Source organism: Paenibacillus sedimenti (assembly GCF_014534655.1).
GTDB classification, from domain to species: domain Bacteria; phylum Bacillota; class Bacilli; order Paenibacillales; family NBRC-103111; genus Paenibacillus_E; species Paenibacillus_E sedimenti.
The window spans coordinates 570121-592467 of the sequence record NZ_JACVVD010000002.1 but is presented as its reverse complement, the minus strand read 5'-3'; the positions used below and the strand labels follow the sequence as shown (position 1 = coordinate 592467).

Genomic DNA, 22347 nt, shown 5'->3' with positions numbered 1-22347 from the left:
CCTATTTTTATGAAATGTTCTTTATACTGCTACATAGAGACAGTAGAAGATCGCAACACATATGGGGGGAGTCTGATGACAAAGCCAGCCAAAGTACTTATTCTAGGAGGCGGCTATTTGGCCATTAATGCGGTACGTACCTTACGGCAGGCCATCCATAAGGGAGATATCGAAGTTACGGTAGTCAGCAGGGAGAATTATCATGTCTTCCATGGCTTTGTTACGGAAATGGTGACCGGCCGTATTGGAGCCGGTCAAATTTTGAGCCCCATACGCCGAATATTTTCCCCGGCCCAAGTTCACGTCGGCGAGATTGAACAGATTTACCTCGCTGAGCGCAAGGTCGTAACCAGCCGACATTTGGACGGGAAGCACTTTGAATTGGAATTCGATCATGTCGTGCTCTGTTTGGGATCGGTCGATAACCTCTCCTCCTATCCCGGTCTTGCCGAACACGCCTTTAAACTGAAAACCTACGATGATTGCTTTCGTCTTAAGAACCATATCTTGACGATGTTCGAGCTGGCCGATATTGAACGGGATCCGAAGGAAAGGAAACGGATGCTTACCTTTTTCGTGGCCGGAGGCGGCTTCTCGGGAACGGAACTGGCAGGGGAGCTGGCGGATTATATCCGGCTCCTTACGTTGAAGGAATACCGGAATATTCAAAGAGAAGAATGTCGTGTAGTATTAGTACATCCGGGTGAATCGATATTGCCTGAGCTCTATGGAGGCAAGGGCGCACCTGGAACTCGCCAAGGTCATCCACGGTTAATCCAATATGCGACACGGCATATGGCAAAATTGGGTGTAGAACTTATGACGAATACCCGAGTGATCTGGGCGACTCCGAATGAGGTCGGACTTTCCAATGGTATGCGCATTCCCGCCAAAACGATCATTAGCGCTGTCGGTACGAAGCCTTCTCCCATACTTGACTCCCTGGCTGTCCCTAAGGATGCGCGTGGCAAAATCATCACGGACTCAGCACTCCAAGTCGCCGGTTATGATTATGTCTGGGCAGGAGGCGATTGCGCTTCCGTCCCTCACCCTCTTGGCGGCCAATGCCCTCCGGTCGGTATTTTTGCATTAAAAGAAGGGGCTCATATCGGTAAAAATATCGTTCGCGCCTTGTCTAAACAGCCCTCCCTTCCCTTTAACTTCCGCGGCTTCGGTCAGGGGGTATCGATAGGAAGACGGACGGCTGTCGCCGAATATAAGGGTATCGAATTCAAAGGCTTCATTTGCTGGCTGATCTGGCGGCTCATGCTGCTCAGCGTGATCCCCACATGGGATCGAAAATTAAGGTTAATTTCGGATTGGTTAATCGGCCCTCTGGTAGGACGTGATATCGTAGAGATGAGTGTGAATGATTCGGACGATTATGAGATCAGCCATCATGTTTTCCAGCCGGGGGAAGTGATCGTAACTGAAGGCTCCATCGGAAACTATGTGTTCGTCATTTCGGACGGAGAAGTTGAGAAGTATACGAATAAGAAGGGTACCGAGAAATGGATGGGATCGTTAGGTAAGGGCGCTTGCTTCGGTCATACACAAAAAGGACAACGGGTCACAGAAAGCATAAGAGCGAAAACGACGGTACAGGCGGTGAGCGTAAGAAGCGATCAAGCGCATCGGCTTCACCATCTTCTTTCTTCGTTAGGCCGCAATACGGAACGAAAGGATGAGAAGGAAACCGGATGAACAAGATTAGAGTGATGCTGGTGGAAGACGATCCGTTCTGGCAGCAAACGTTAGCCGCCGACCTCAATGAAGAGGAAGACATTGAAGTCAATCATATAGCCAGTACCAAGGAGGAGGCACTCCTGAAAGGTAGCAGCGGGGAGATTGACGTCGTCCTCATGGACATCAACTTGACGGAAAATCGTCTGGATGGACTTGAGGCGACCCGGGAATTAGCGCTTTCCGACCTCAATGATCTGAAAATCATTATGCTGACCTCGTTGCAAGATCGAGATGTGATTGTGAAGTCGTTCCAGCATGGCGCAAATAATTTTATTACCAAATCCAACTATAAGGATATCGTGCAAGCGATTAGAGATGCCTATGCGGGCAAGCCTTCCATTCATTCCGATGCCGCTCCCATCCTGGTGAAGGAAATCCAATTAAACCAGCTTACTCCTGCGGAAAGGGAAATCTACGATTTAAAAGAAAAGGGCATGAACAAGACGCAAATTTCCGAGGCGCTGAATAAGTCGGTAAGCACGATTAAAACGCAAATCAAGAGCATCAAAAACAAGCTCATGAAGAAAGGGAGATGACCTTCATCTCCCGGTGTCGATCCGGAACCTTCGTCCCGGAAATTTGATATAGAGCGTGGTTCCCTTTCCGATTTCGCTCTCTGCGATGCCGATTTTACCGCCGTGTTTGTTCATAACGGAGTAACAGTAGCTTAAACCTAGTCCGTAGCTGGATGTATTTTTCTTGGTTGTGAAAAAAGGATCGAATATCCGTTTGCGATTTTCTTCGGGTATGCCCTTGCCGTTATCCTTCACGTAAATATACAGGCTATTTTTCACGTACTTTGTCGTGATGCGAATGCAACCGTCTTCACGCGGCAAAGCATCGATGGCGTTCAAGCATACATTGCTGAGCAGCTCCCGAACATGCGTCGCATCGCAGACAACCAAGCCATCCACATCGTATTGCCGCCCGATATGGAAACTGTTTCCATTCTCCAAAAGCGGTTTGATGGTTGCGAGTGTCTGATCGATTAATTCCGAGAGCCGATGTTCGCCTTCCTGCAGGACGATATCCTCGGCTTTATCTTTCAAGCGGTTCATCATATCCAGCAAATGATCGGATACGCGGCTTAAGCTTCGCAAGGCGTCTCTCGTCTGCTCTTTCTGATCCCGATCAATCAGCGTCATGGCGCGCGCGTTTAAATAATTGATTTTCTGGAGTTCGTTCTTGATGGCGTGATTCAAGATTTGTGTGCCTTCCGTTAGGTGGCGCATCGAATAGTCATGCTTGTGATCCTCAATCCGCAGCTTAATCCCCATAAACCCGTATTTGACTCCGTAAAAAAAGAAATACGCCACAACCCACAGAATGATCAGATAGTTAAACTTCCACATCCCGTTGCTTTCGATCTGAAAAGGGCCTGAACCGAAAGAGAATCGAACCATGCCTATAAAATCATTCAAATAGGCCAGCATTGTAGCACTTACGACTAATACAGTCGTACGGTAACGATTCTTGCGCATCAGGTGGTCTTGTTCCTTGATGCAGCTTGCGAAATAGAGAAGAAACGCAGCTATGAGATATAAAGCAAAAAAAAGACGAACCTTCTTCACTTCGAATTCGAAAGGTATATTGAAATCAGCGGTAACCCCTATCATGACGAGAACCGGAATGATTAGAAGAAAGGTGGCAATGCGGGTCGACTTTGTGGAAAAAAAACCAGAAAACACGATGGCGCTGATGAGAATGAAGTAGGCGAACGAATACCAATATGTATGAATGGCGGGGATACTGATCCATTCCAGCAGCCTCCGTAATGACGGCGTCAATAAGTCAAGCCGTTCCAGAAGCGGAATAAATACGAGATGAATCGAGAAGGCGAAGCTGGGCGTTCCCGCCGCCAGGAAGGAATAGCCCATTGAGCGTGAGAAGGCGCTCTTCCTATTTTTGATCAGCAGAGTAAATCCCACTGTCCAAAGAGACAAGAACATGAACACATACAGAACGATACGCCTCACCCCACGTCATATACCATTTCCCCATTCCATGATCTTACCCTAGGGCGGAAAAAAGGGTCAAGCTATTTTTTGGCAGGGGGATAAAAGTTCAACCTCTACAATACATGCATTGACTCCTATAATACTAATCAAGGCATTACCAGTTAACATGAACAACTATAAGGATGGAAGGATGGTCTGACTTGCTTATTCTTGATCAAATATTAGAAAAGTCACGCACGGAGGGGGATCCGGTGCCCGATCAAATCGTTGCGGAGCTTATGCATACCGGTCAGATGGATGCAGTTAACCAACTTCTGCGAAATCTGGTTCATAATGATCAGGCGATCCCCGCTGCGCTCCCAGACAACATTGAAGATTGGCTGCGCGATAACGCATCGCTTCCGGATTGGGTAGATTATGGGCGAATAGACCGCGCATCGGATTTTTTTATGAAAAACGGGGTCGCCATCTCTCTCGTCCTGGCAACTGCGGCCCTGGTTCAATGTTATGCCGGTATCAAGGGCGTTAAGACACTAACATACACTTACCGGTTAGGTCAAAATCCTTATCATCGCATTGCCGAGACCGGGCAATTCGTGATTCTGGCCATGTCCCCGGGCGGACTTACTGCTGGCGGGAAAGGAATCAAGGCCATTCATAAGGTCCGGTTTATCCATGCCGCCGTCCGTCATTTAATAAGACGAACCGGCAAATGGGCTGAACACGAGCTCGGGGTACCGATCTGTCAGGAAGACCTGCTCGGTACGCTTATGACCTTTTCCTATGTCGTCATCCATTCCTTAAGGATGCTGGGTGTCGATGTGTCCGTGCAGGAAGCTGAGGATTATATTTACTTTTGGCGGGTTGTCGGCGAGGAATTGGGAATCCGCCCGGATATTATCCCTGAAACGATGGCTGAGTCGCAAGCAGTCGCCGAATCGATTGCACGCAGACATCACGGGCCATCACCGGAGGGCGTTCATATGACAAAAGCTCTTATCGACATGCACGCGAACTTGATTCCGGGAGAACGGTTTGATGGCATTATTCCTGCCCTTATCCGTCATCTGGTAGGTGATCAGGTTGCAGATTGGATGGAAGTTCCGAAGACCAATTGGGGTTTCCTTATGAAGAAAAACTTCCTCCTATCAGGAATTCTTGAATCCTCCGTTATCAACAAGCTCGGAATGTCTCTCCTGAATAAAGAGGCTTTCAACATCTCAGGCTATCACCGCGCTCCTTTCGAAATCCCGACTCAGCTGCGGGAGGCCTGGCAGCTTCAAGCATTGCGCCTTGGCACGCACGGAGGCATCGCATAGCGTGACCCGCAAGAAGCCCGCACTCGTATGACGAGGCAGGCTTCTTCTGCATAAATGTCCGACAATCCATTCTACATGTATGGTTCTTTCAACATCTTTAGCCCCGCGAGTAATTTTTCGGCAAATTCATGATGAATGGACTTGCCGGCTTGCGATAAAATCTCCATTTCCATGGCTTCGATTTTCGATATTGTAGGCTGTGGCTTATCAATCGTGTCCATGATCGCAGAAGCATGGGCCTGCAGTGATTGGTAAATCCCACTGTTCGTGATCATGCCGTTATCGTACGCGAACTGTAACCATTCCTTCATATGTCCGATATCAATCACAACTTCAATCCCCGCCTCTAACTCGACGCGATTGCCTGTGGCATCCTGTGCTGCTACCCTCAGAACATGGTCGCCGATCGTGAGTTCAGATGCCTCAATCCTAGCAGGGAGTAACAAGGAAGCTCCATCCCAAGTTGCGGAAATGATATCTAATCCGCTCAATGAATCAAGAGCTTCGACATCCAAATGAAGTTCTTCATACGGATAAACGGATGTTCTCCCGGTATACGCCAGCTGTGGAGGTGTCTTATCTATTTTCACCTCTACCGACTTAACTGTCTCTTCGTTGCCGGACTTATCGGCGCTATAATAATTGATCTTGTGAATCCCTTCCTCCGTAATGTTCACAATCGAACCTTCCTTATAGGTTGCTTCGTTAACACTGTAGAACGTCTGTAAAATTCCACTTTCGTTATCCGTAGCGGTAAGCGTCACCGTTACATCCGTATTCTTCCAACCGGAAGGCGCATCATCGGTCGTAACCGGCGGAGTATCATCTTGCGCAGGTCCAGGCAGCGCATATACTCCGAATTCCCACAGTGAATATCCGTAACCGGTACCCCTTTTTATACCCAGCATCCTTACATACCTTGCGCTGGTTGACGAGAAAGAGATATCGTCTATTCCTCCATTGCCTGTATAGGTATTGTATACATCAATCCAGTCTACAGCATTCTCGGACACCTGTATCTTGTATTCTCTACCGAATGCCGTCTCCCAGTTTAGTCTAACCCTGCTCACCGTCTTGATTGTGCCGAGGTCCGTATATATCCACTCATTGTCGTTATAGTTCGATCCCCACCTCGTATTCGTCTTCCCGTCGAATGCATTCCCGGCAGCTAAAGAATCAGTTTTGGATGAACTGGCCGTAACAGGCCTGTCCAATGCGAGGTTCATCCCGTAAGCATGTACATTTTCCAAACCGGCATTGACGGTCTTCATGATATTTACCATATCTGTATAGGGCTGATCCTGTTGGTTTACTAAGCCTATATTGAAATTCTCACCGTCTTTACGCCATGTAACCGCTTGATCATAGTACGAAAACCAACCTGAGCCAATAAACAACGGATGTGATGTTTGACTTTCCACGAAGGATTTGAAGGCCAAACCTCTATCCGCTATACTTGCTGCAGTAGTAGCCGTATTGACAGGCGACAAACCGCGTTGGGTAGTACTAAATGTATATTCCAGATTCAACAGCGGTTTGCCGAAAGCTTCATATCTGGAAATCCAACTTGCATCGTTCGTGTAATTGTCTACAGAAAAAGCATCTACAAACTCCATAGCCGCCGAATCCCAATCCAGACTGGTCCGCCAGGTGGGAACTACAGACGATCCCAGGAACAGATGATTTGTATCATATTTTTTGATTATATTCTTGACGGTTGAGAAATAAGCTCTGGATGCCAGCTTGATATATTCCGATACATCCGCAGCAGGCACCTTGGCAATATTGATCGAAATATCCTTCAGTGCGGCAAACGATGCGGCGCTTGTACCCAGAAGCTGGTTGACGGCGGCAATGTCATTGTTGTACCGTGGTGCAAGGAAATCCACAAAAGCGCTTTTAGCAGGAGATGTTGAAGTATACGTCAGTACCTCTTTTACGATATCGGTTGTCCATCCAGCCTCATTATCGTAGGTATAACCGATTAGCCACGGGTCATTCTTCGCATTCTGAAGCTGGGTAGTCAATGCGCCTTCTATGATGGATTCACTCTGCGGATCAAAAACATCGTATGTCCATTGAATCCTTCTTAAACTACCTGGGTCTTGCAAGACTTGAATGTATGGAAACGTTACATTTTTGGGTCTGGTCCACTTGCTAAAAGCGTTAAAGCCCCAATTAATCAAACGCTTCTTTGTAATGTCCTCCCATTTCGCCTCATAGTTGCTGCCGTATTTTTTCATCACATTGGCGATGACGAAGCTTACTCTTTCACCATTGGAATCGTTCACATAGGCAGGAGCATAGGCAACCGGATCAGGAAGTTCCTCAAACACCCGTCTCGGGGTACCGTCAGCTTTTTTAAGCGGCGTCCCATATCCCCACTCCCATATACTTGTGGCATCCACGCCTTTTAGAATAAATTTATTCCCATCCGGAGTAATAAACCACCATTTGTTATCGATTTGTTGAAGTCTGAAATAACCGGTGCTTGCGTATTGTTCTCCGCTTTTAATTCCGCCGAACTGATCGAATTTGGCAGGGTCCAGAGAAACGTTTGACAGTTCATTCGCCTCATTCATATATTCCTGCTGCAGCTGCTCGTCGGAGTTTACTTTTCCAGGCCACGTTTCATAAACCCACTGCCCGTACTTGTCTGCCATTAAGCCGTCTTTTTTCAGTTCGAGAGCCATTTGCTCCGTAGTGAGCGCAGGTCCGGGATTCACGCCTTCCTGTCCGGTCCCTTTATAAATTTGAACTTCGGTGAGGGGGATATGCTGAAAGGCATGAGGACGCTTAATATCAATGACAATAAATCTGGCCGTCTTGTTCGACATCGGTATGTTAACCGAATAATTCCAGGTTGAGCTTGGGCTCGTTGAGGTTATTCCTGGTGTTCTGATGTGTTTGGCAGCAATATAGTAATAATCCGTTACAGCCTCAGGGCGGTATTTTACCGTAAACTCTTTAAATCCCCAAAAGCTGTTTGGTGAATTTAGTACAAAATTTATGCTGTCCAACGGGTAATCTTTAAGCAGGTCAAATACGACTTGTACTGTCCCTGGGGAAGTCGCGCTCCCCTGCCACCCGGCATAGGTTGAGGTTGATCCGTCAAGCAGTACGCCATTGGTTGAGGATACCAGTCCGGTTGCACCTTTGTCAGGAGAATTGCCGCCATTCGGAGCATGACTAAAGTAATAATTTCCGGTTTTAAGAAGCGTCCCTGCCCCAAGAACACCTCCTGCAGGTATAAACGTTGCTACCATTATGAGTGCCAGAAATAGTGTCAAAATACGAGTTGGATACCATCTACACCATTTTCCCATCATTTAACCTCCTTCTTTCTTCCTGAATAAGTTTTGATGAGCGCGCCAGCGAACAAGAATAACATACTTACCCTAAGACTTCTGCATGTTTTGAATCGTTTGAATATGGTGCTACATATAGCTCACCTCCTTTCAAATTCTCAATATCCCTCTTCACCGTAAAAGCGCTTCCATGATTTTGGTTTGAATCGGCTTCAATCGTAAAATCCTCGATTGATGCACCGATTCCATACATGGCTCGTTAATCTTAATCCTCAATCTTCCGGCCTTTAGCGTCAAATTGCTTAACATACTCCACCAACTCCGTGAAATTCACCCAAGAAATGCCCACCTTCTGGTCTGCAGCGCCATAAGACATAATCAGTTCATCTCCTGTAATAATTCCGCCTGTTGTAAACAAGCACGGCGTAGGATAATCGCTCGGCATCTCCCAAGCCTGCTGTGCGTACATTAAGCGCTCAGAGCATCGATGCGTCACAATCGGGAAGTCGTTATCCTGCTCGCGTACGATCAGGAAGGATTGTGTGTAGCCAAAGTGGATATCCTTCTTGCCATGATAAGAAATGAGCCATTCGTTAGCTGAAATCTTGAGCGGTGCCCAACTTGCTCCGATCCGGTTGTCCTCCCAGTGAAATTGGCTGGTTGCCAGCAGCTTGTGGGTTGCCCGGTCCGTTGCGAAGTCCTCCAATTTCTCCGCAGCAGCGAGGTAGATTGACGGTTTCTTTACTTGGGATCCTTGGGGGAAACATGCAGGCGTCATCGGACGGTGAAGCATGACATATTGCATTTTCCCATCAATCCGCATCTTATCGGGGAACAGAAAGACATCGCGGTTATCGCTTACATGGCCTTCCGTCAATGGGCATACATAGATAAAGGCTTCTTCATAGCGGCCTGCTTTCAGCATATCCAAATCCAGCTTATACAGGACGGTTACGGTATTGTTGGTGCGCGCCGCAGCGCTGAATGCATCATCACCCTCATTCACCCACTCCGGCACATAGTCGTTGCGCGTATCAATCGATGGCTCCTGATCAATAAGCCAATACGGGCCCGGCGGAAACATCCGGCATGCCACGGAAAGATACAGCTCCCCCTCCACTGGAAAAATGCGCGGATCCTCGATGCAGCCGTTGGAATAATCGCGCACCCTATTACCGTGGATGTCCGTAATGTAGATGTCTTCGAACCCCTCATTCAGAGCAGGAGCAAGTGCAGGCCTGGAAAAATCGGCATCCCACGTCTTGCCCAGGTCGCTGCTTACCGCGTACCCCAGAAAGATCGGATACGGGTCGTGCTTGCCTTCTTTGCGCTTCTGAGACCATGGCCCAGTAGCCCGAAAAAGCATATGCAGATTATCGGAATCCGGATCTTTTACAATAGCCGGGTTGAGCACCATTTTGCTCGCCCATTCACAGCCGGGAACCGGTTCGAGCACCGGCTGCGGGGAATATCGGAAATATGGCTTCACGCAGCTATTCCTCCTTTTTTTGAGTTTATGAGTTCAGATATTCGGTAAGAAGAAAGAGAGCTAGACCTTGACCGTACTGTGTCGATCGAATCTCGAAAGCGTCATAAGCCTCTTCGGACGGCAAGACCGGGGTTCCGCCTGATACACCGCCTACATGTCCATTATCATCGATGGAATCGAGCAGCTGCTCCAAAGTCAAGTTGGCAGCCGCCCGATATTCCGCATCGACCCATCCTTGATTCGCAGCTTTAATAAAACTGCAGGCAATCCCGACACTTCCGGACACCTCGCAGCGGTAATCCGGGCGGTCAACAACAACCGGCCATAATCCGTTATCCGACTGATAGGTTTTCAAACCCCGAAGCAAACGAAGATAGCGTTCCATAAGAAGCTCTGGCACGTTCAGCATGCCCCGTAGATCTTGCAAGATCATGGGTGTTGCCAGTGCGATCCACGCATTCGCCCTCCCCCACCGGGCCGCAGACATATGGTTGCTCCTTCCGCAATCCCAACCGTGGAATAGCACGCCGGTCTTCTCGTCCTGCAGCAGCTTGAAGTGAAGCCGAAGCTGGACAAGCGCCTCTTCTCCGTACTTATTGTTCGCTGTTACTCGAGCCAATCGAGCGAGAAATAGCACCGCCATGAAGATCGTATCCGCCCAAACCTGCTCCGAAAACGCTTCTGGCTCGGTGACCGTGTGCTCGAAGGCCCCTTCTCTCGTCTTCGGTGCTTCTTTCAGCATCCAATCGCCAATTTCAATGGCTTTATTCAGATAGTATGGATTTCCCGTCAGTTCGTACAGTCTCGGATAAATCGTAAACGGGGCCATCGAATTAATGACCTTATGCTTATCGGACTGATGCCTATTGCGCTCCGTCCATTTTATTAAATCGCTGAGAACCTCCGGCTTCTGCGAGCATTCGTAATATTCGAGTATCGCAATGATTCCGACACCGGGATTCCAATCCCAGCTGTCAATATCCATGCCCCAATCGCCTGGCTGCCCTTTCAACATCCAAGATACAATTCGGCTCGCCGCCTCTTCACATGCCTGCTTGCGCACACGTTTCATTTCTACACATCCTCTGCCATAAATGAGACTTCATTACTTCGGAATAGCTGCCCGATTCGGTCCGGCTTCACCGGGATGGCGATGCCCATCTTCCGCCCTTGCTTCTCGCACCAGGCGTATAGCGAGCCATCGTTATATTCACTGCCGGCTTGCAGTTCTTCCGCTCGTGCCGACAATGTAAACAAAAATACCCATGCCGCTTGATTCCATTTATGGAAATCGAATTCTTTCCTCTGTCCTTCATAGATGATGTAATCGATGTTTAGGGTACCTTGCTGCTCTGATCGGGTGATCGCCATACGGGGCTCTCCCATGTCCGAAAAGGCGGATAACTGCTTGACCCGCATAGTTTGACCACCGATGACAACTGCAGCATCGTAATCATGCTTGTCGCCGGATAAACGATCCAGACCTTCGGTGTAACCTCCGATTTCTATACGGATCCTTATATCCTCCGCCTCAAATACACCGTTGACAGGATCCAATACCGGGTGCCAATCCCCGAAATCGAGCGCCATATTGATCCCGAATACGATATCGCTCTTATCCTGCACCCCCGTAAAGACAGCCGACGAAAAGTCCTTGCCATCTTTCAAAAAACGCAGCTGTACATAGGCCGCCTTGCCATTGTTATCCACATAAGCAATCAGATTCCGGCGTTGGTTCCACATCATGTCCTTTGAGAAAGAACCTAAACAGTACGCTTCATGCATGTAGGTGGTGGCATAGCTCTGATACCCCATTTCCTCTTCATCGAATATAGGGCAACGGAAGTAACGTTCCTCTTCGGAACTAAAATATGGTAATAGTTCCTCCGGACAACGATGCGCTCGCGGGTCAGGATAGTTCTCCAGCATAGGAGAATAGGAGCGGCTATGCGGCCCTGCCCATTCCTTCGTACGCGGGTGGTAACGCTCAGCCATCATTTTCCATGCGACGTGAAGCAGCCGCTCTGATAACTTGATGGAAATGGAGTCCTTAGCCTCCTCATGAATATGTTGAAGCTCCTCGATCGTAATCGGCGTATAGCAAGGGCTATTAAATTCAACAAAGGTGCCCAGCCGCATGGTGTAATCATAAAGACGCTGCAATCGATTCCTGCCATATTGTACCAGTGTTTCTTGTCCAATGACCTCGCCGCCTACGAGTGTAACGAAAGCCCCCATAGCCGCTATATTGGTATAGCCAGGGCCGACATCCCGTTTCATGATCGCTTGACAAGCATACCCAATTGCCTCCTTCAATCCTTGCCTGAGCTCTTCATTTAAGCGATTCCCATGGCGCTTCAGCACGAAGACCAGCTTCTTGCCGATGAAATCGGCATAGTTCCAATCCGGAGCTTCCATCTGGTCCAAGTGCTCCTCGTAAAAATAAGGCCAAATCCCATAGGTAGGGCTATCCTGACGCCTGTCTTGCATTTGCAGGATAACCGGCAGTATTTCAGCCGCCCGTTCCGAATAAACAGGCAGCCCGCTATCCAACAAATCCAGCGCATAGACAACAGACGAATAGGTGTGGTGCACATAAGGATAGGAATCTTTTTTAAGAGCTGTATGGTATGTTTTCGTCATTGGTCCATACAGCAGTTTTACTGCGGGATTGTAAGAAGCTTCCCGTTCCGAAAGACTTGCCAATAAATGCTCATTATTGCTGTGAGATGACATCATTTTTCCTCCGCAAATTAAGTAGTGAACGCTTTAAACTACCCCTTGACTGCGCCAATCGTCATACCCTTGATGAAATAGCGCTGCAGGAACGGGTACAAGAAAATGATCGGCCCAATCGTGATACATACCGTCGAAAGCTGTACGCCTGATGCTGAAACCGGAATGTTTACATTCGTATTTAAATAATCCAGGTTCTGCGAATTGGATACGATTCTTCTTAACATCATCTGCAGCGGATGATTCTGCGGATCATCAATAAACATCAGCGCATTAAACCAATCATTCCAATAGGAAAGCGCATAAAATAGCGTAATCGTTGCGATCACAGGCATGGAGATCGGCCAGATGATCCGGAAAAAGATGTACAGCTCATGCGCTCCATCCACGGTCGCTGCTTCATTTAATTCGAAAGGAAGCGTGCGAAAATAGGAGGTCATCAAGAATGCGTTGAATGCGGAGAACAAGTGCGGCAAGATCAACGCCAATAACGAGTCCCGCAAATTCAGCCAATTGGAGATGAGCAAGTAATAGCCTACCAGGCCGGGTGCAAACAGCAACGTGAAATAAATGTAAAAGGAAAGGACATTCCGATACTTCACCTTCTGATGAGCGGCAACGTAGGAGAACATGGAAGTTAAGAGTACGGCTCCGATAGTCCCAACCACAGTAACAAAAATGGAAACAAAGCTGCTTCGGTATACCTGACTGCCTTCAAATAAGAAGCGATAGGAATCAAGCGTAAATTCCGTAGGGAACATTTGAAAGCCTTTGACAATCAGATGCTCCGCTGTGAACGATCCGATATACACAAGCCAGAAGGGAATAAAGCATAGCAGGGCAAAAAAACCTATGAATACATATGCCACGACGGACACGGCCCATTGGGATGCATCCCGTTGTTTCACTAACATACAGAAGCTCCTCTCTAGAATAACTTCGAGTCATTATCAACCCGCCGGACAACCCAATTGAAGAAAAGAATGGTGATAAAACCCATGACCGACTGGAATAGGGCTACTGCAGCCGCATTGCTGTAGCTGTTCATATTTCCGACATCCCTCAAAGACCGGTACGTGTAAGTATCGATGACATCCGTAGCCTTGAAGAGCAGAGAATTGTCTCCAATAATTCCATAAATCAAACCAAAATCACCGTAGAAGATTCGTCCCAACGCTAAAAGTGTCAGTACGATAATGGTCGGCCGGAGCAGCGGCAGGGTAATATGCCAGATCTGCTGCCATCGCTTCGCACCATCGATTCTCGCGCTTTCATAATACTCTTCAGAGAACCCGGTTATGGTCGCAAGATAAATAATGGAACCCCACCCGGCTCCTTTCCATACGAATATGATCGTTAACAGCATCGGCCAGACCGAAGGTGTCTGAAACCAATCGACCGTCTCAAATCCGAAATCCCTCAACACTTGATTGATCATGCCGTCCTGTCCGTTAAAGAAATTCAAGACCATCAGGTTTACGACAATAATGGAAATAAAATGCGGCAAAATCACGAGAGATTGCGTTACTTTCTTAAAAAATACTTGTCTAATTTCATTTAACAGCAGAGCAATTAATAAAGAGCATACGGTGCCTGCCGTAATAAACAAAAGGTTCAAAAATACCGTATTTAACGTAACCGCCAACCAATCCGGACCCGTGAAAAAAAACTTGAGATTGTCAAATCCTACCCACCGGCTTCCCCAGAGCCCCTTAGCAGGGATAAACTGCTTAAACGCCAATATATGTGCGGACATCGGTAAATAAGAAAAAATAAATACGTACACAATCACTGGAAGCGCCATAGCATACAGCCATTTGTTCTTCCTGAGTTCCAGCATCATACTCATGTTCAGGCTCACCTTTCCTTTCGTGTCTACCTGAATATTACGCATTCGTGAAGCTGCGCGTATAGTCTTGCTTTTATCAATGAGTTTGAACTGTAACACTCTATGGAGGTGTGAATTCTATCACTCATGGAAGTTCGGAGTTTACCAATGAAAAGCCGGAAAAAAAAATGCCCTTCGGCTTCCTATGGGAAGCGAAAGGGCTAAATTCACTTACTTCTTCTTACTGGCCAGATACGCATCCAACTGCTTTTGATACTCAACCTGGATTTTCTTCATATTCGCATACGCCTTTTCCTTAAACCTCGCCAAACCCTCTTTCGGCTCCTGTACACCCAGAATGATCGGCTCAAATAGTTCTTTATTCGTATTGCTCAGTTGTGCTACTTCATTGGATACCGGGCTTGGGTCGAAAGTGAATCCAGAAAGAATGTCCGTTGTAAAGTTATTAGGATCGCGCTGCCACTTATTCAGCTTGATGACATCTTCAGCCATACTAGCGTCAATACGATCCAGTTTGGAGTTCCATCCCCATGCAAAAGGAATACCGGCATAAGGACTTTCTTTGATGGGTTTATAAAGGCCTTCGCCTGCATCCTCCCAGTTCTTTCCTTTGATTCCGTATGCGAGCAGGTCATAATTTTCTTTCTGATTCAGCCAATTAACGAATTGAATCGCACGTTCTTTGTTTTTACTGACAACAGGAACGGCAATGTAGTTGCCTGCTTTGAACGTCGAGCTCAGCTTCATGTTAGGGTCATACAAGCTGAACGCTTCCGCAGCGGCTCCCGGAACTGACTTTTCTAAAGCTGTACGGGTGCTAAGAGAGACTCCGAAATCAAAAAATGTGGTTACCGCTGCCTTTCCTTTGGCAAATTCCGCGTTTTTAAGCAGAAGGGCATCTTTGGCAATAATCCCATCTTTATAGAGCTTGTGATTTTGCTCAAAGTTCTTCATAAGATTAGGGTCCATGTCATCAAAGATATTATAGACCTTTCCATCATTACCTTTGGTGTACAGTCCAGCATAATTTAATACAGGTGCAAGGTTAGCTTTCGGATCCAACATACTTGCCAATCTCACACCTACATGTTCAGAACCGTTAGGAATGAACGGCGTGATCTCCGGGGCCTTCTCTTTCACAGTGTACATAAATTTGATCAATTCGTCATAGCTCTTAATCGGAGCAACACCCAGCTTCTCCCGAATGTCCTTGCGAATGACAAACGTCCAAGGACGAATAAAATTCACTTCAAGCGGAACTGCATATAATTTGCCGTTCACCTTGTTGGCTTCCAGCAACTGCGGGGAGCGGGTACTCTTGATTTCAGCCCCATATTTCTCGATGAGTGCGTCGAGCGGTTCGTAGAGACCGGCAGCTATATTTTGTACGGGATTATTGTCCCAAATCAAATCGTAGTCTTCCGCAGAGGACAATGCGACTTGACGTTTCTGGAGGACATCCGCCCATGGAATGAACACCACATTAAGTTTTACATGAAGTGAACTTGACAGACGGGTTTCCAGCTCTCCCTTGACTTCACTCCAGTTAGCCGGCGGATCTCCAGGGAACATGATTTTCAGTGTAACCGGATTCAATTTTGCAGCCGCGGAGGCTGCCGGTGTGCCTGTTTCGGATGGCTCTCCCTGTTTCGAACCGCAACCAGCCAATGTTCCCGCTAATATAAGCGACACGGCTAATAACAAGGTACCTTTACTGCTTAATTTCTTCATTGTAACCCCTCCAAATTAAGTGACAAACCGAGCATAGTGAAATACCGATGGTTTGCTTTTTGGCTTTGTGCATCCCGCTTGCTCGGCTTCGTGTTTGTATCATAAACGGATTGCGCAGGCTCCGTATAGTCCGGTATCTATCAAACAGTACGAATTATCACAAATCAGGAGAGTACAACATTTTCAACAAACGGAGTACGAATTTTATACTTTTTCTTATGTTTTTTCCATTCGGTATTGGTTCGGCGTCATCCCGGTTGCTCGTTTGAACGTTGAGAAGAAGGTGCTCTTGGTTTGAAATCCGGACTGTTCCGTTATATCCGCTACGGTCCAATCGGTCGTTGTAAGCAGCTTGATGGCATGCTCTATCCGTTGGTTTGTAATAAAATCGGACAATGAGCAATGGAAATGGTCCTTAAATATTTGTCTGGCATAGTTCACCGACATGGATACATGAGCAGCGATGTCATCCACGGAGAGCATCGGATTGTGAAGATGGTTTCGCACATATTCGATCATCTCTGCAGCGACCTCTTCCTTTCGGCTGGAAACATTCTTCTTGCGGTGCCGGTCTATAATCAGCAGCATCTCCTGATATATCCACGATTTTACTTCCCCAAGGGTTGCAAATTGCTCCAGGAAGGAATGGATGCTCTTCATCCCGTGAAATGTTGTTTGGTTCTTAAAACTTTTCATGATCGAATAGATGATGTGAGTAAGCTGCAGCTTGCATTCCTCATAGCTTAGCTCCTGCATATGCAAGGTAAGCTCATCAAAATATCCTTCAAGCGCCTTTTCATTCTTGAGCTGGACCGAGTGAATAACCTGCTTTAGCAAGGCTTCGTCGAGATCACTGTCTTTGCCTCGTTCATACCGCTCCAAATCTTCGGAGGTAAACACCCTGTCCTCATCATTAATGAATTTCATTAACGTTAATTCGTAGAGTTGGGTATAAATAATTGGCAGGTTCTCCTCAACATCGAGTACAGAACTGACAGCTGCATGCACTTCCAGCTTAAGCCATTGCCGTACCTGAACCCGTACGTCCTCCATCGCTCCGATTGCTTGAACCATGTCGTCCTCTAAAGCAGGTGAGGAAATGAGCGCCACGATGTGATCGGAACCGAAATCGACCGTTTCCGCTGCATACCCGTGATTTGCAAGGACTTCGGCCATAATGTTTCCCATGGCAAAACGCAATAATTTTCGCGAAGCGAAATCATAATGCTCATCGAAGCGTCCATACGACTCCAGTCGAATGATAGCCATGCGGAACGATCCCGTGCTGAGAATTTGGGTTTCGATTCTAATAAACTCTTCAATCGGTTTGGAAGATTTCGAATTAAGAATCCATTGGCGCAAGAAATCATCTTTCACCAAAGCTTTGCTGCTCTTGATCGATAAATCCAATTGTTCGATCTTCTCAACGAGTGAATGGAAACCGGAATGAATCCACGCCATCTCATTATTGGCATTCATGGTCTGCATGATAGGATGCTCTTTGCCTAGCTTGCATTTTATTTGAAGAGCCAAATCGCTAAGAGGCTTCAAACTGCGGTATGATTGCCAATACAAGTATAACAGCAGCGTTAACAGCAAAAAGATCGAAGAACCGATAATTTCGATCCGGATCTTGGTTACCTTTGCTTACCATAAAGAAATCGGCGATAAGTGATAAACATTCCATCCTTCTATAGGCAACCGTTCTGTCTGAATGGACCAAGTCTCATTGCCGGACTTCCATTTCCACTTCTGTTCTGCTGCCGATTTATCCATGACCAGTAGTTCTTTCGTTAACGCAGGATCTGTATTCCCCAGAATGAACTCCTTATTCTTGCCTTCAATATAAATTTTGTTCTGATCTTCCTCCGATATCTGCAGCATGTTCTCATTTAACAATGATTTACTGAAAAGAATCGCTACAAATCCCTGATAGTTCTGATTAGGGCCGGCTGCCGGTACGACAAGTGCCAGAAACGATTCGCCTTCCACCTCATGGTTAACATACTGCAGATACGGCGTTTTTTGACCCTTAATGTAGTTCAACATCATTTGGTCATAAAAATCCTGCGTCGAATAGATACTTGATTCTGAGGTGTAGATTTGGTCAAGATCGAAGTTGATTAAATAAATACCCTGAATGAAAGGCTCGCTGCTCATGAATTCCCTTACACTAGTCGCGGCTTTATTCAATGCCAATGGGGAATAATCGTTCTTCTCCATGTGCAACCAAAGTGCAATACTTTCATCCGAATAGACTCTCAAAGCAAACTGACGTAATTTCTGCAAGGTAAATTCCGAGGTTTTAATGACTTGTTTCATTTTCTCTTGATTAGACTTGTCCATTTCATCAATTGCGTTTCGAACGAACTGCTGACTTAGGAACATAGTGAACACTAGGGTAAGCAGGCTCACGGCAATGCAGGAATACAAAAATATGTTTAAATACATCTTCTTAGGCTTTATCCGGCTCCACATGGCATCCCCTTCTTTCTCAATGATCCCACGAAGAACAATATGACAGGATTCCCGCTTTGTCCAGTATGAATCTTATCAATGAAGTACGAATTTTATTACATGAGTCGATACACTCATTACAGACTGTAGGTGAGTTTCTGCCGTTCGAACCCCTCCTGCCCGAGGAGCAAAAATCCACTCGACCGTGGTGTTGTCACCAAATTCGATGAGGATTCGCTTGTTTTCCTCGATTTCTTTTACACCAACGTCTGCAGAAGCACCAAACATCTCACAATCCCACTAATGAATAAGTACTACTACCAAAAGGGTTGCTTTCAAAATTGCTAATGGACCAAAGTTCTCACTATCTTTCATTACATTATTATCGTCATTGTTTAAATAAATGTCGATTACATTTTTTCCTCCAAGTAAGGGAATATAAGCCTCATAATCTATACTCCTTTAAAAATAATCAATTCCATAATAAGTTAGACATATTGAAAACAGAATTTGTTTTCCTTAATGGAATTAAAATTTCCACAGGAGAAACTTTCTGGGTTTAATGGGAGTTTATATTAAAAAGTGAAAAATTATGGAGGTGTATGCATAATGAAAAAAGTTTTATTTGGGATGGCCATTGGTATAATGATTACTTTATCTACTGCAACATATGCTGCGGATAGTATCCAAGCGCTGTTATTTCCTGCAAAAATCAAAATCAACGGGACAGAGAAGCAGCTAGATAGTGAATATCAAATACTTAACGTAAACGGCCACGCTTATGTACCAATCCGTTACGTAGCTGAAAACACTGGTATCAATATCGGTTATGATGATAATACCCAAACGATCTCCCTTGCTTTTGGGAATCCACCCATTCAAGACAAGAACAATACCATTGTCTCCGTGTCTAATCTGATAGCAACGACTTATGACAAATATTTAGACTCTACGAAAGTAACGGGCCATCTTACGCTCAACACGAGTGAACCCGAATACGTAAACGCTGATCTTGAGTTTTATGACATATCAAACAAGCTTCTGGGAACTGTGAAAATTGATGGTGATTTTAATCCAGGAATAAACAAATTAGACACTCGCAGTTCATCGGATGTAACAAATTTCTCCAACGTACTGTTGAAAGTGCAAGATACTCATCCTGCAATGAAGTCTCATGTCAAGTCACTTTTTGAAGCAGCAATGCAACAAGATAGTACCCAAATCGAGAGGATTATTAATACCCTTACAGCAAAGGAAAAGGAATTCTTGCTGCTGGATTTTATAAAGTGGTCTTCACCATACAACAATGATTTGCGGTCCTACATCCTACCCTACATTTTGAAACAGAATGTGAATGTGAACCTACAAGATAAAGCTTCCGGTAAAACTGCCTTAATTTATTCAAGTGATTATGCCATCGATCTAATCAATCCATTAATCGACGCTGGAGCAGATGTGAAAATTAAAGCAAAAGATGGTACCACTGCATTAATTTTACTAGCATCTAAAGGTAGACCGGATTTAGTTAAACTCCTTTTAGATAAAGGAGCAGATCCAAATGGGGTAGGTATTAATGGGTATACACCACTTTTATCAGCTCTTAGACCTATGTTTGGACATTATACAAGTGATACAGTTAAAACAGTTGAATATTTATTAAATGCTGGCGCGAATGTAGATGTAAGGTTACCGGAAGGTCCGGAAGGTCAAACACCATTAATGATTATTAAGGTTATTAGTGAACCTGATATTTCGGCAGAAATTAAAAAAATGCTTATTGAACACGGGGCAAAGTAGAAAAGAGCTCGCCATTTTACTGGCGGGCTCTTTTTCTAGCCTTAACTATTTCACAATCTTGGTTTTATCGCTTTTAAAGGACGACTCCCAACGATCGTATAGCATAATCAGGCCGACAGGAACGACAAAACGTAATATGGCCAAAAATAGATTCCAATTGTAAAATATCAACCATCCTTTGCAATAAGTGAAAATTGCGATAGATGCTCCGATTAAAGCTATAAAGGCAAATACCAGCGGCTTTAGCTTCTGTGGAGTTATTGGAATGAAAATGGTAATGAGTACAGATAGGATATCTCCAGTGGCCATTTCCGTAAACCGGCAGTCGGTCATGAAGTCTTTAAACAAGCCGGGTTTTAATTGATACATCCCGAGTAAAGGCAATGCGAATACAGCACTTACCCACATGAGGATCATATGTGAAAAACAAAGCAGTCGGACGCGATAGGGAACGGGCGGATTGTAGCTTGAGATACGTGGAGCGAGGTAGGCACCAAAACGAAAACCGGCCACATAGAAAAAGGCGGAAAAGAAGATGTTCCAATGTATGTACTTCATATACCCAAACTTCAAGTAAATCCACTCCATGATGATATATCCTGCTGCGAATGGAATGGATACTTTCCATGGGTGTTTAGTCTTGGCGGCATAATGAACAAAAATAATGAACGTAAAAGGAAGAATTAAGAAATCGGCGAATATAACACCGAATTCGTTTTCATAAAAAGGATTCGTACTCAAATGAGTCGGAAATTTATAAAGCCCTAGAATCAGGTTAAACAACCCCTCAAACAAATCCGCGCAAGAAACACCGATTACGTATGCTGCTACAATGGAATGCCATGAAAGCTGTCTCTTGCAAAGCAATGTCATCATCCAAATGGAAGTAACGCCCAAGGTAACCAGATACAACATCCTATGCATACTCTCCCCAGAATTCGATTTCTGCTATTATTTGTTAATTTTCACTTGGTTATGCGTAAAGGGCGATCCCATAATACATAAGTCCAGTTCACTTCTTTTTCTGTTGCTGCTAATATATTTTTATAGGTTTCGTATGAAGAAAGTTGAGTCAACTGAGACGATGACGAATCTCACCTGACGGATGGGAACTTTGCATGTATGCTATAGATAATCGATACAATACCCGGGAGGGAATGATGAACGATTCGATCAAGCGTCATATCTATCTTGCATGGCCTGCTGTCTTTATCATAGCGGTTATAGTCATACAGTTGGTTCCTGTCGCTGCTGGTCTGATGTTGGCTGCCCTTATATTGGGATGCTGCATCCTAGTTCAACGGGAACAATCATACCTTCTTCTGACTACCGGCATTTATATGCTGGGATTTGAGGCGGCTGAATTCGCAAAGGCCGGGATTCTCGGCTATGCAGATCAATCAAGAGAGCTGGAGATCGTGCTCTCCCGGTTCAGCTTGCTTGGATTCGTTGTACCGCTATGGATTTATAAGAGAATACTTGCGCCGAAGACGGATTATTTCACCATTGGAAGCTTTACGAATACGATACAGACGCCGCCGGTTTCGTGGGGAATCAAGGACCCCATCTGGCGGTTTCTGCTGATCGCCTCGGCTATCATATGTGCTGGATTTAGCTTTGTAATTGACTTCGGGCGTGAGGATTTAGGACGGCTGCTCCTGTATGGGATGTGCTTCGCTTTAGTGAATGCTGTCCTTGAAGAATTGCTTTGGCGGGGGCTGATCCTGCCCAGAATGATCGATTTTTGTGGCGAAAGAATGGGGCTTGTCTTTTCCTCCGTCGCCTTCGGTTGCTATCATTACTCCATTGGATTTCCGTGGACGATTTGCGCTTTGTTCAGTTTATGCGGAATGATGATGGGCAACGTAGCCATCCGTTCAAAAGGCTTGCTGCCGATCATCCTGCTGCATGTTTTGATGAATATCCTGTTTGCTCTCGCGGGAATCATTTTCTGATT

General features: G+C 45.8%; 16 protein-coding genes. 5 read left to right on the top strand and 11 right to left on the bottom strand.

Annotated elements, in window-relative coordinates; all coding sequences use genetic code 11:
• Positions 1-75 precede the first annotated feature (75 nt).
• Positions 76-1704, top strand: a complete 1629-nt coding sequence (locus tag ICC18_RS07350; RefSeq protein ID WP_188173709.1) for an FAD-dependent oxidoreductase — start codon at positions 76-78, stop codon at positions 1702-1704.
• On the top strand, positions 1701-2282 hold the full coding sequence (locus ICC18_RS07345) for a response regulator transcription factor (RefSeq protein ID WP_188173708.1): 582 nt from the start codon (positions 1701-1703) through the stop codon (positions 2280-2282). The genes ICC18_RS07350 and ICC18_RS07345 overlap by 4 nt, the downstream gene beginning before the upstream one ends.
• 3 nt (positions 2283-2285) lie before the next feature.
• Here ICC18_RS07345 and ICC18_RS07340 read toward each other — a convergent pair whose 3' ends face one another.
• On the bottom strand, positions 2286-3689 hold the full coding sequence (locus ICC18_RS07340; RefSeq protein ID WP_188173707.1) for a sensor histidine kinase: 1404 nt from the start codon (positions 3687-3689) through the stop codon (positions 2286-2288).
• 266 nt (positions 3690-3955) lie between these two features.
• Between ICC18_RS07340 and ICC18_RS07335 the strand changes: the two genes are divergently transcribed.
• Entirely contained in the window at positions 3956-5023 is a 1068-nt protein-coding gene (locus tag ICC18_RS07335; protein ID WP_188173706.1) for an oxygenase MpaB family protein, read from the top strand.
• 71 nt (positions 5024-5094) lie between these two features.
• On the opposite strand, the gene ICC18_RS07330 is transcribed toward ICC18_RS07335, so the two are convergent.
• From ICC18_RS07330 to ICC18_RS33655, 9 genes are all read right to left on the bottom strand, one after another.
• Positions 5095-8352, bottom strand: coding sequence for a discoidin domain-containing protein (locus ICC18_RS07330; RefSeq protein ID WP_188173705.1), 3258 nt, complete (start codon positions 8350-8352; stop codon positions 5095-5097).
• A gap of 244 nt (positions 8353-8596) precedes the next feature.
• Positions 8597-9820: a glycoside hydrolase family 130 protein gene (locus tag ICC18_RS07325; protein ID WP_188173704.1), complete on the bottom strand. Its 1224-nt coding sequence runs from the start codon at positions 9818-9820 to the stop codon at positions 8597-8599.
• A 25-nt stretch (positions 9821-9845) separates the two neighbouring features.
• Positions 9846-10892, bottom strand: coding sequence for a glycoside hydrolase family 88/105 protein (locus tag ICC18_RS07320; protein WP_188173703.1), 1047 nt, complete (start codon positions 10890-10892; stop codon positions 9846-9848).
• A gap of 2 nt (positions 10893-10894) precedes the next feature.
• Positions 10895-12559: a DUF8769 domain-containing protein gene (locus ICC18_RS07315; protein WP_188173702.1), complete on the bottom strand. Its 1665-nt coding sequence runs from the start codon at positions 12557-12559 to the stop codon at positions 10895-10897.
• 35 nt (positions 12560-12594) lie between these two features.
• Complete coding sequence (locus ICC18_RS07310; protein WP_188173701.1) at positions 12595-13470, bottom strand: carbohydrate ABC transporter permease; 876 nt, start codon at positions 13468-13470, stop codon at positions 12595-12597.
• Between the two features lie 14 nt (positions 13471-13484).
• Positions 13485-14405 (bottom strand): ABC transporter permease, encoded by a 921-nt coding sequence (locus tag ICC18_RS07305; RefSeq protein ID WP_188173700.1) that lies wholly within the window; start codon positions 14403-14405, stop codon positions 13485-13487.
• A gap of 210 nt (positions 14406-14615) precedes the next feature.
• Positions 14616-16136, bottom strand: coding sequence for an ABC transporter substrate-binding protein (locus tag ICC18_RS07300; protein ID WP_188173699.1), 1521 nt, complete (start codon positions 16134-16136; stop codon positions 14616-14618).
• Between the two features lie 216 nt (positions 16137-16352).
• Positions 16353-17624: a helix-turn-helix transcriptional regulator gene (locus tag ICC18_RS33660; protein WP_223192380.1), complete on the bottom strand. Its 1272-nt coding sequence runs from the start codon at positions 17622-17624 to the stop codon at positions 16353-16355.
• A 159-nt stretch (positions 17625-17783) separates the two neighbouring features.
• On the bottom strand, positions 17784-18614 hold the full coding sequence (locus ICC18_RS33655; RefSeq protein WP_223192379.1) for a cache domain-containing protein: 831 nt from the start codon (positions 18612-18614) through the stop codon (positions 17784-17786).
• Positions 18615-19202: 588 nt separating this feature from the next.
• On the opposite strand from ICC18_RS33655, the gene ICC18_RS07290 reads away from it, so the two are divergent.
• Complete coding sequence (locus ICC18_RS07290; protein WP_188173698.1) at positions 19203-20390, top strand: ankyrin repeat domain-containing protein; 1188 nt, start codon at positions 19203-19205, stop codon at positions 20388-20390.
• Between the two features lie 45 nt (positions 20391-20435).
• Here ICC18_RS07290 and ICC18_RS07285 read toward each other — a convergent pair whose 3' ends face one another.
• Positions 20436-21305 (bottom strand): hypothetical protein, encoded by an 870-nt coding sequence (locus tag ICC18_RS07285; RefSeq protein ID WP_188173697.1) that lies wholly within the window; start codon positions 21303-21305, stop codon positions 20436-20438.
• Between the two features lie 242 nt (positions 21306-21547).
• Between ICC18_RS07285 and ICC18_RS07280 the strand changes: the two genes are divergently transcribed.
• Positions 21548-22345: a CPBP family intramembrane glutamic endopeptidase gene (locus tag ICC18_RS07280; RefSeq protein WP_188173696.1), complete on the top strand. Its 798-nt coding sequence runs from the start codon at positions 21548-21550 to the stop codon at positions 22343-22345.
• The last annotated feature ends 2 nt before the right edge of the window (positions 22346-22347 follow it).

What these genes read in the sequence shown, in the direction of transcription:
- ICC18_RS07315 (WP_188173702.1), bottom strand. Translation starts at nt 12,559, where the DNA reads ATGATGTCATCTCACAGCAATAATGAGCATTTATTGGCAAGTCTTTCG.
- ICC18_RS33660 (WP_223192380.1), bottom strand. Translation starts at nt 17,624, where the DNA reads ATGCAGACCATGAATGCCAATAATGAGATGGCGTGGATTCATTCCGGT.
- ICC18_RS07350 (WP_188173709.1), top strand. Translation starts at nt 76, where the DNA reads ATGACAAAGCCAGCCAAAGTACTTATTCTAGGAGGCGGCTATTTGGCC.
- ICC18_RS07310 (WP_188173701.1), bottom strand. Translation starts at nt 13,470, where the DNA reads ATGTTAGTGAAACAACGGGATGCATCCCAATGGGCCGTGTCCGTCGTG.
- ICC18_RS07280 (WP_188173696.1), top strand. Translation starts at nt 21,548, where the DNA reads ATGATGAACGATTCGATCAAGCGTCATATCTATCTTGCATGGCCTGCT.
- ICC18_RS07305 (WP_188173700.1), bottom strand. Translation starts at nt 14,405, where the DNA reads ATGAGTATGATGCTGGAACTCAGGAAGAACAAATGGCTGTATGCTATG.
- ICC18_RS07320 (WP_188173703.1), bottom strand. Translation starts at nt 10,892, where the DNA reads ATGAAACGTGTGCGCAAGCAGGCATGTGAAGAGGCGGCGAGCCGAATT.
- ICC18_RS07285 (WP_188173697.1), bottom strand. Translation starts at nt 21,305, where the DNA reads ATGTTGTATCTGGTTACCTTGGGCGTTACTTCCATTTGGATGATGACA.
- ICC18_RS07290 (WP_188173698.1), top strand. Translation starts at nt 19,203, where the DNA reads ATGAAAAAAGTTTTATTTGGGATGGCCATTGGTATAATGATTACTTTA.
- ICC18_RS07345 (WP_188173708.1), top strand. Translation starts at nt 1,701, where the DNA reads ATGAACAAGATTAGAGTGATGCTGGTGGAAGACGATCCGTTCTGGCAG.
- ICC18_RS07330 (WP_188173705.1), bottom strand. Translation starts at nt 8,352, where the DNA reads ATGATGGGAAAATGGTGTAGATGGTATCCAACTCGTATTTTGACACTA.
- ICC18_RS07300 (WP_188173699.1), bottom strand. Translation starts at nt 16,136, where the DNA reads ATGAAGAAATTAAGCAGTAAAGGTACCTTGTTATTAGCCGTGTCGCTT.
- ICC18_RS33655 (WP_223192379.1), bottom strand. Translation starts at nt 18,614, where the DNA reads ATGTGGAGCCGGATAAAGCCTAAGAAGATGTATTTAAACATATTTTTG.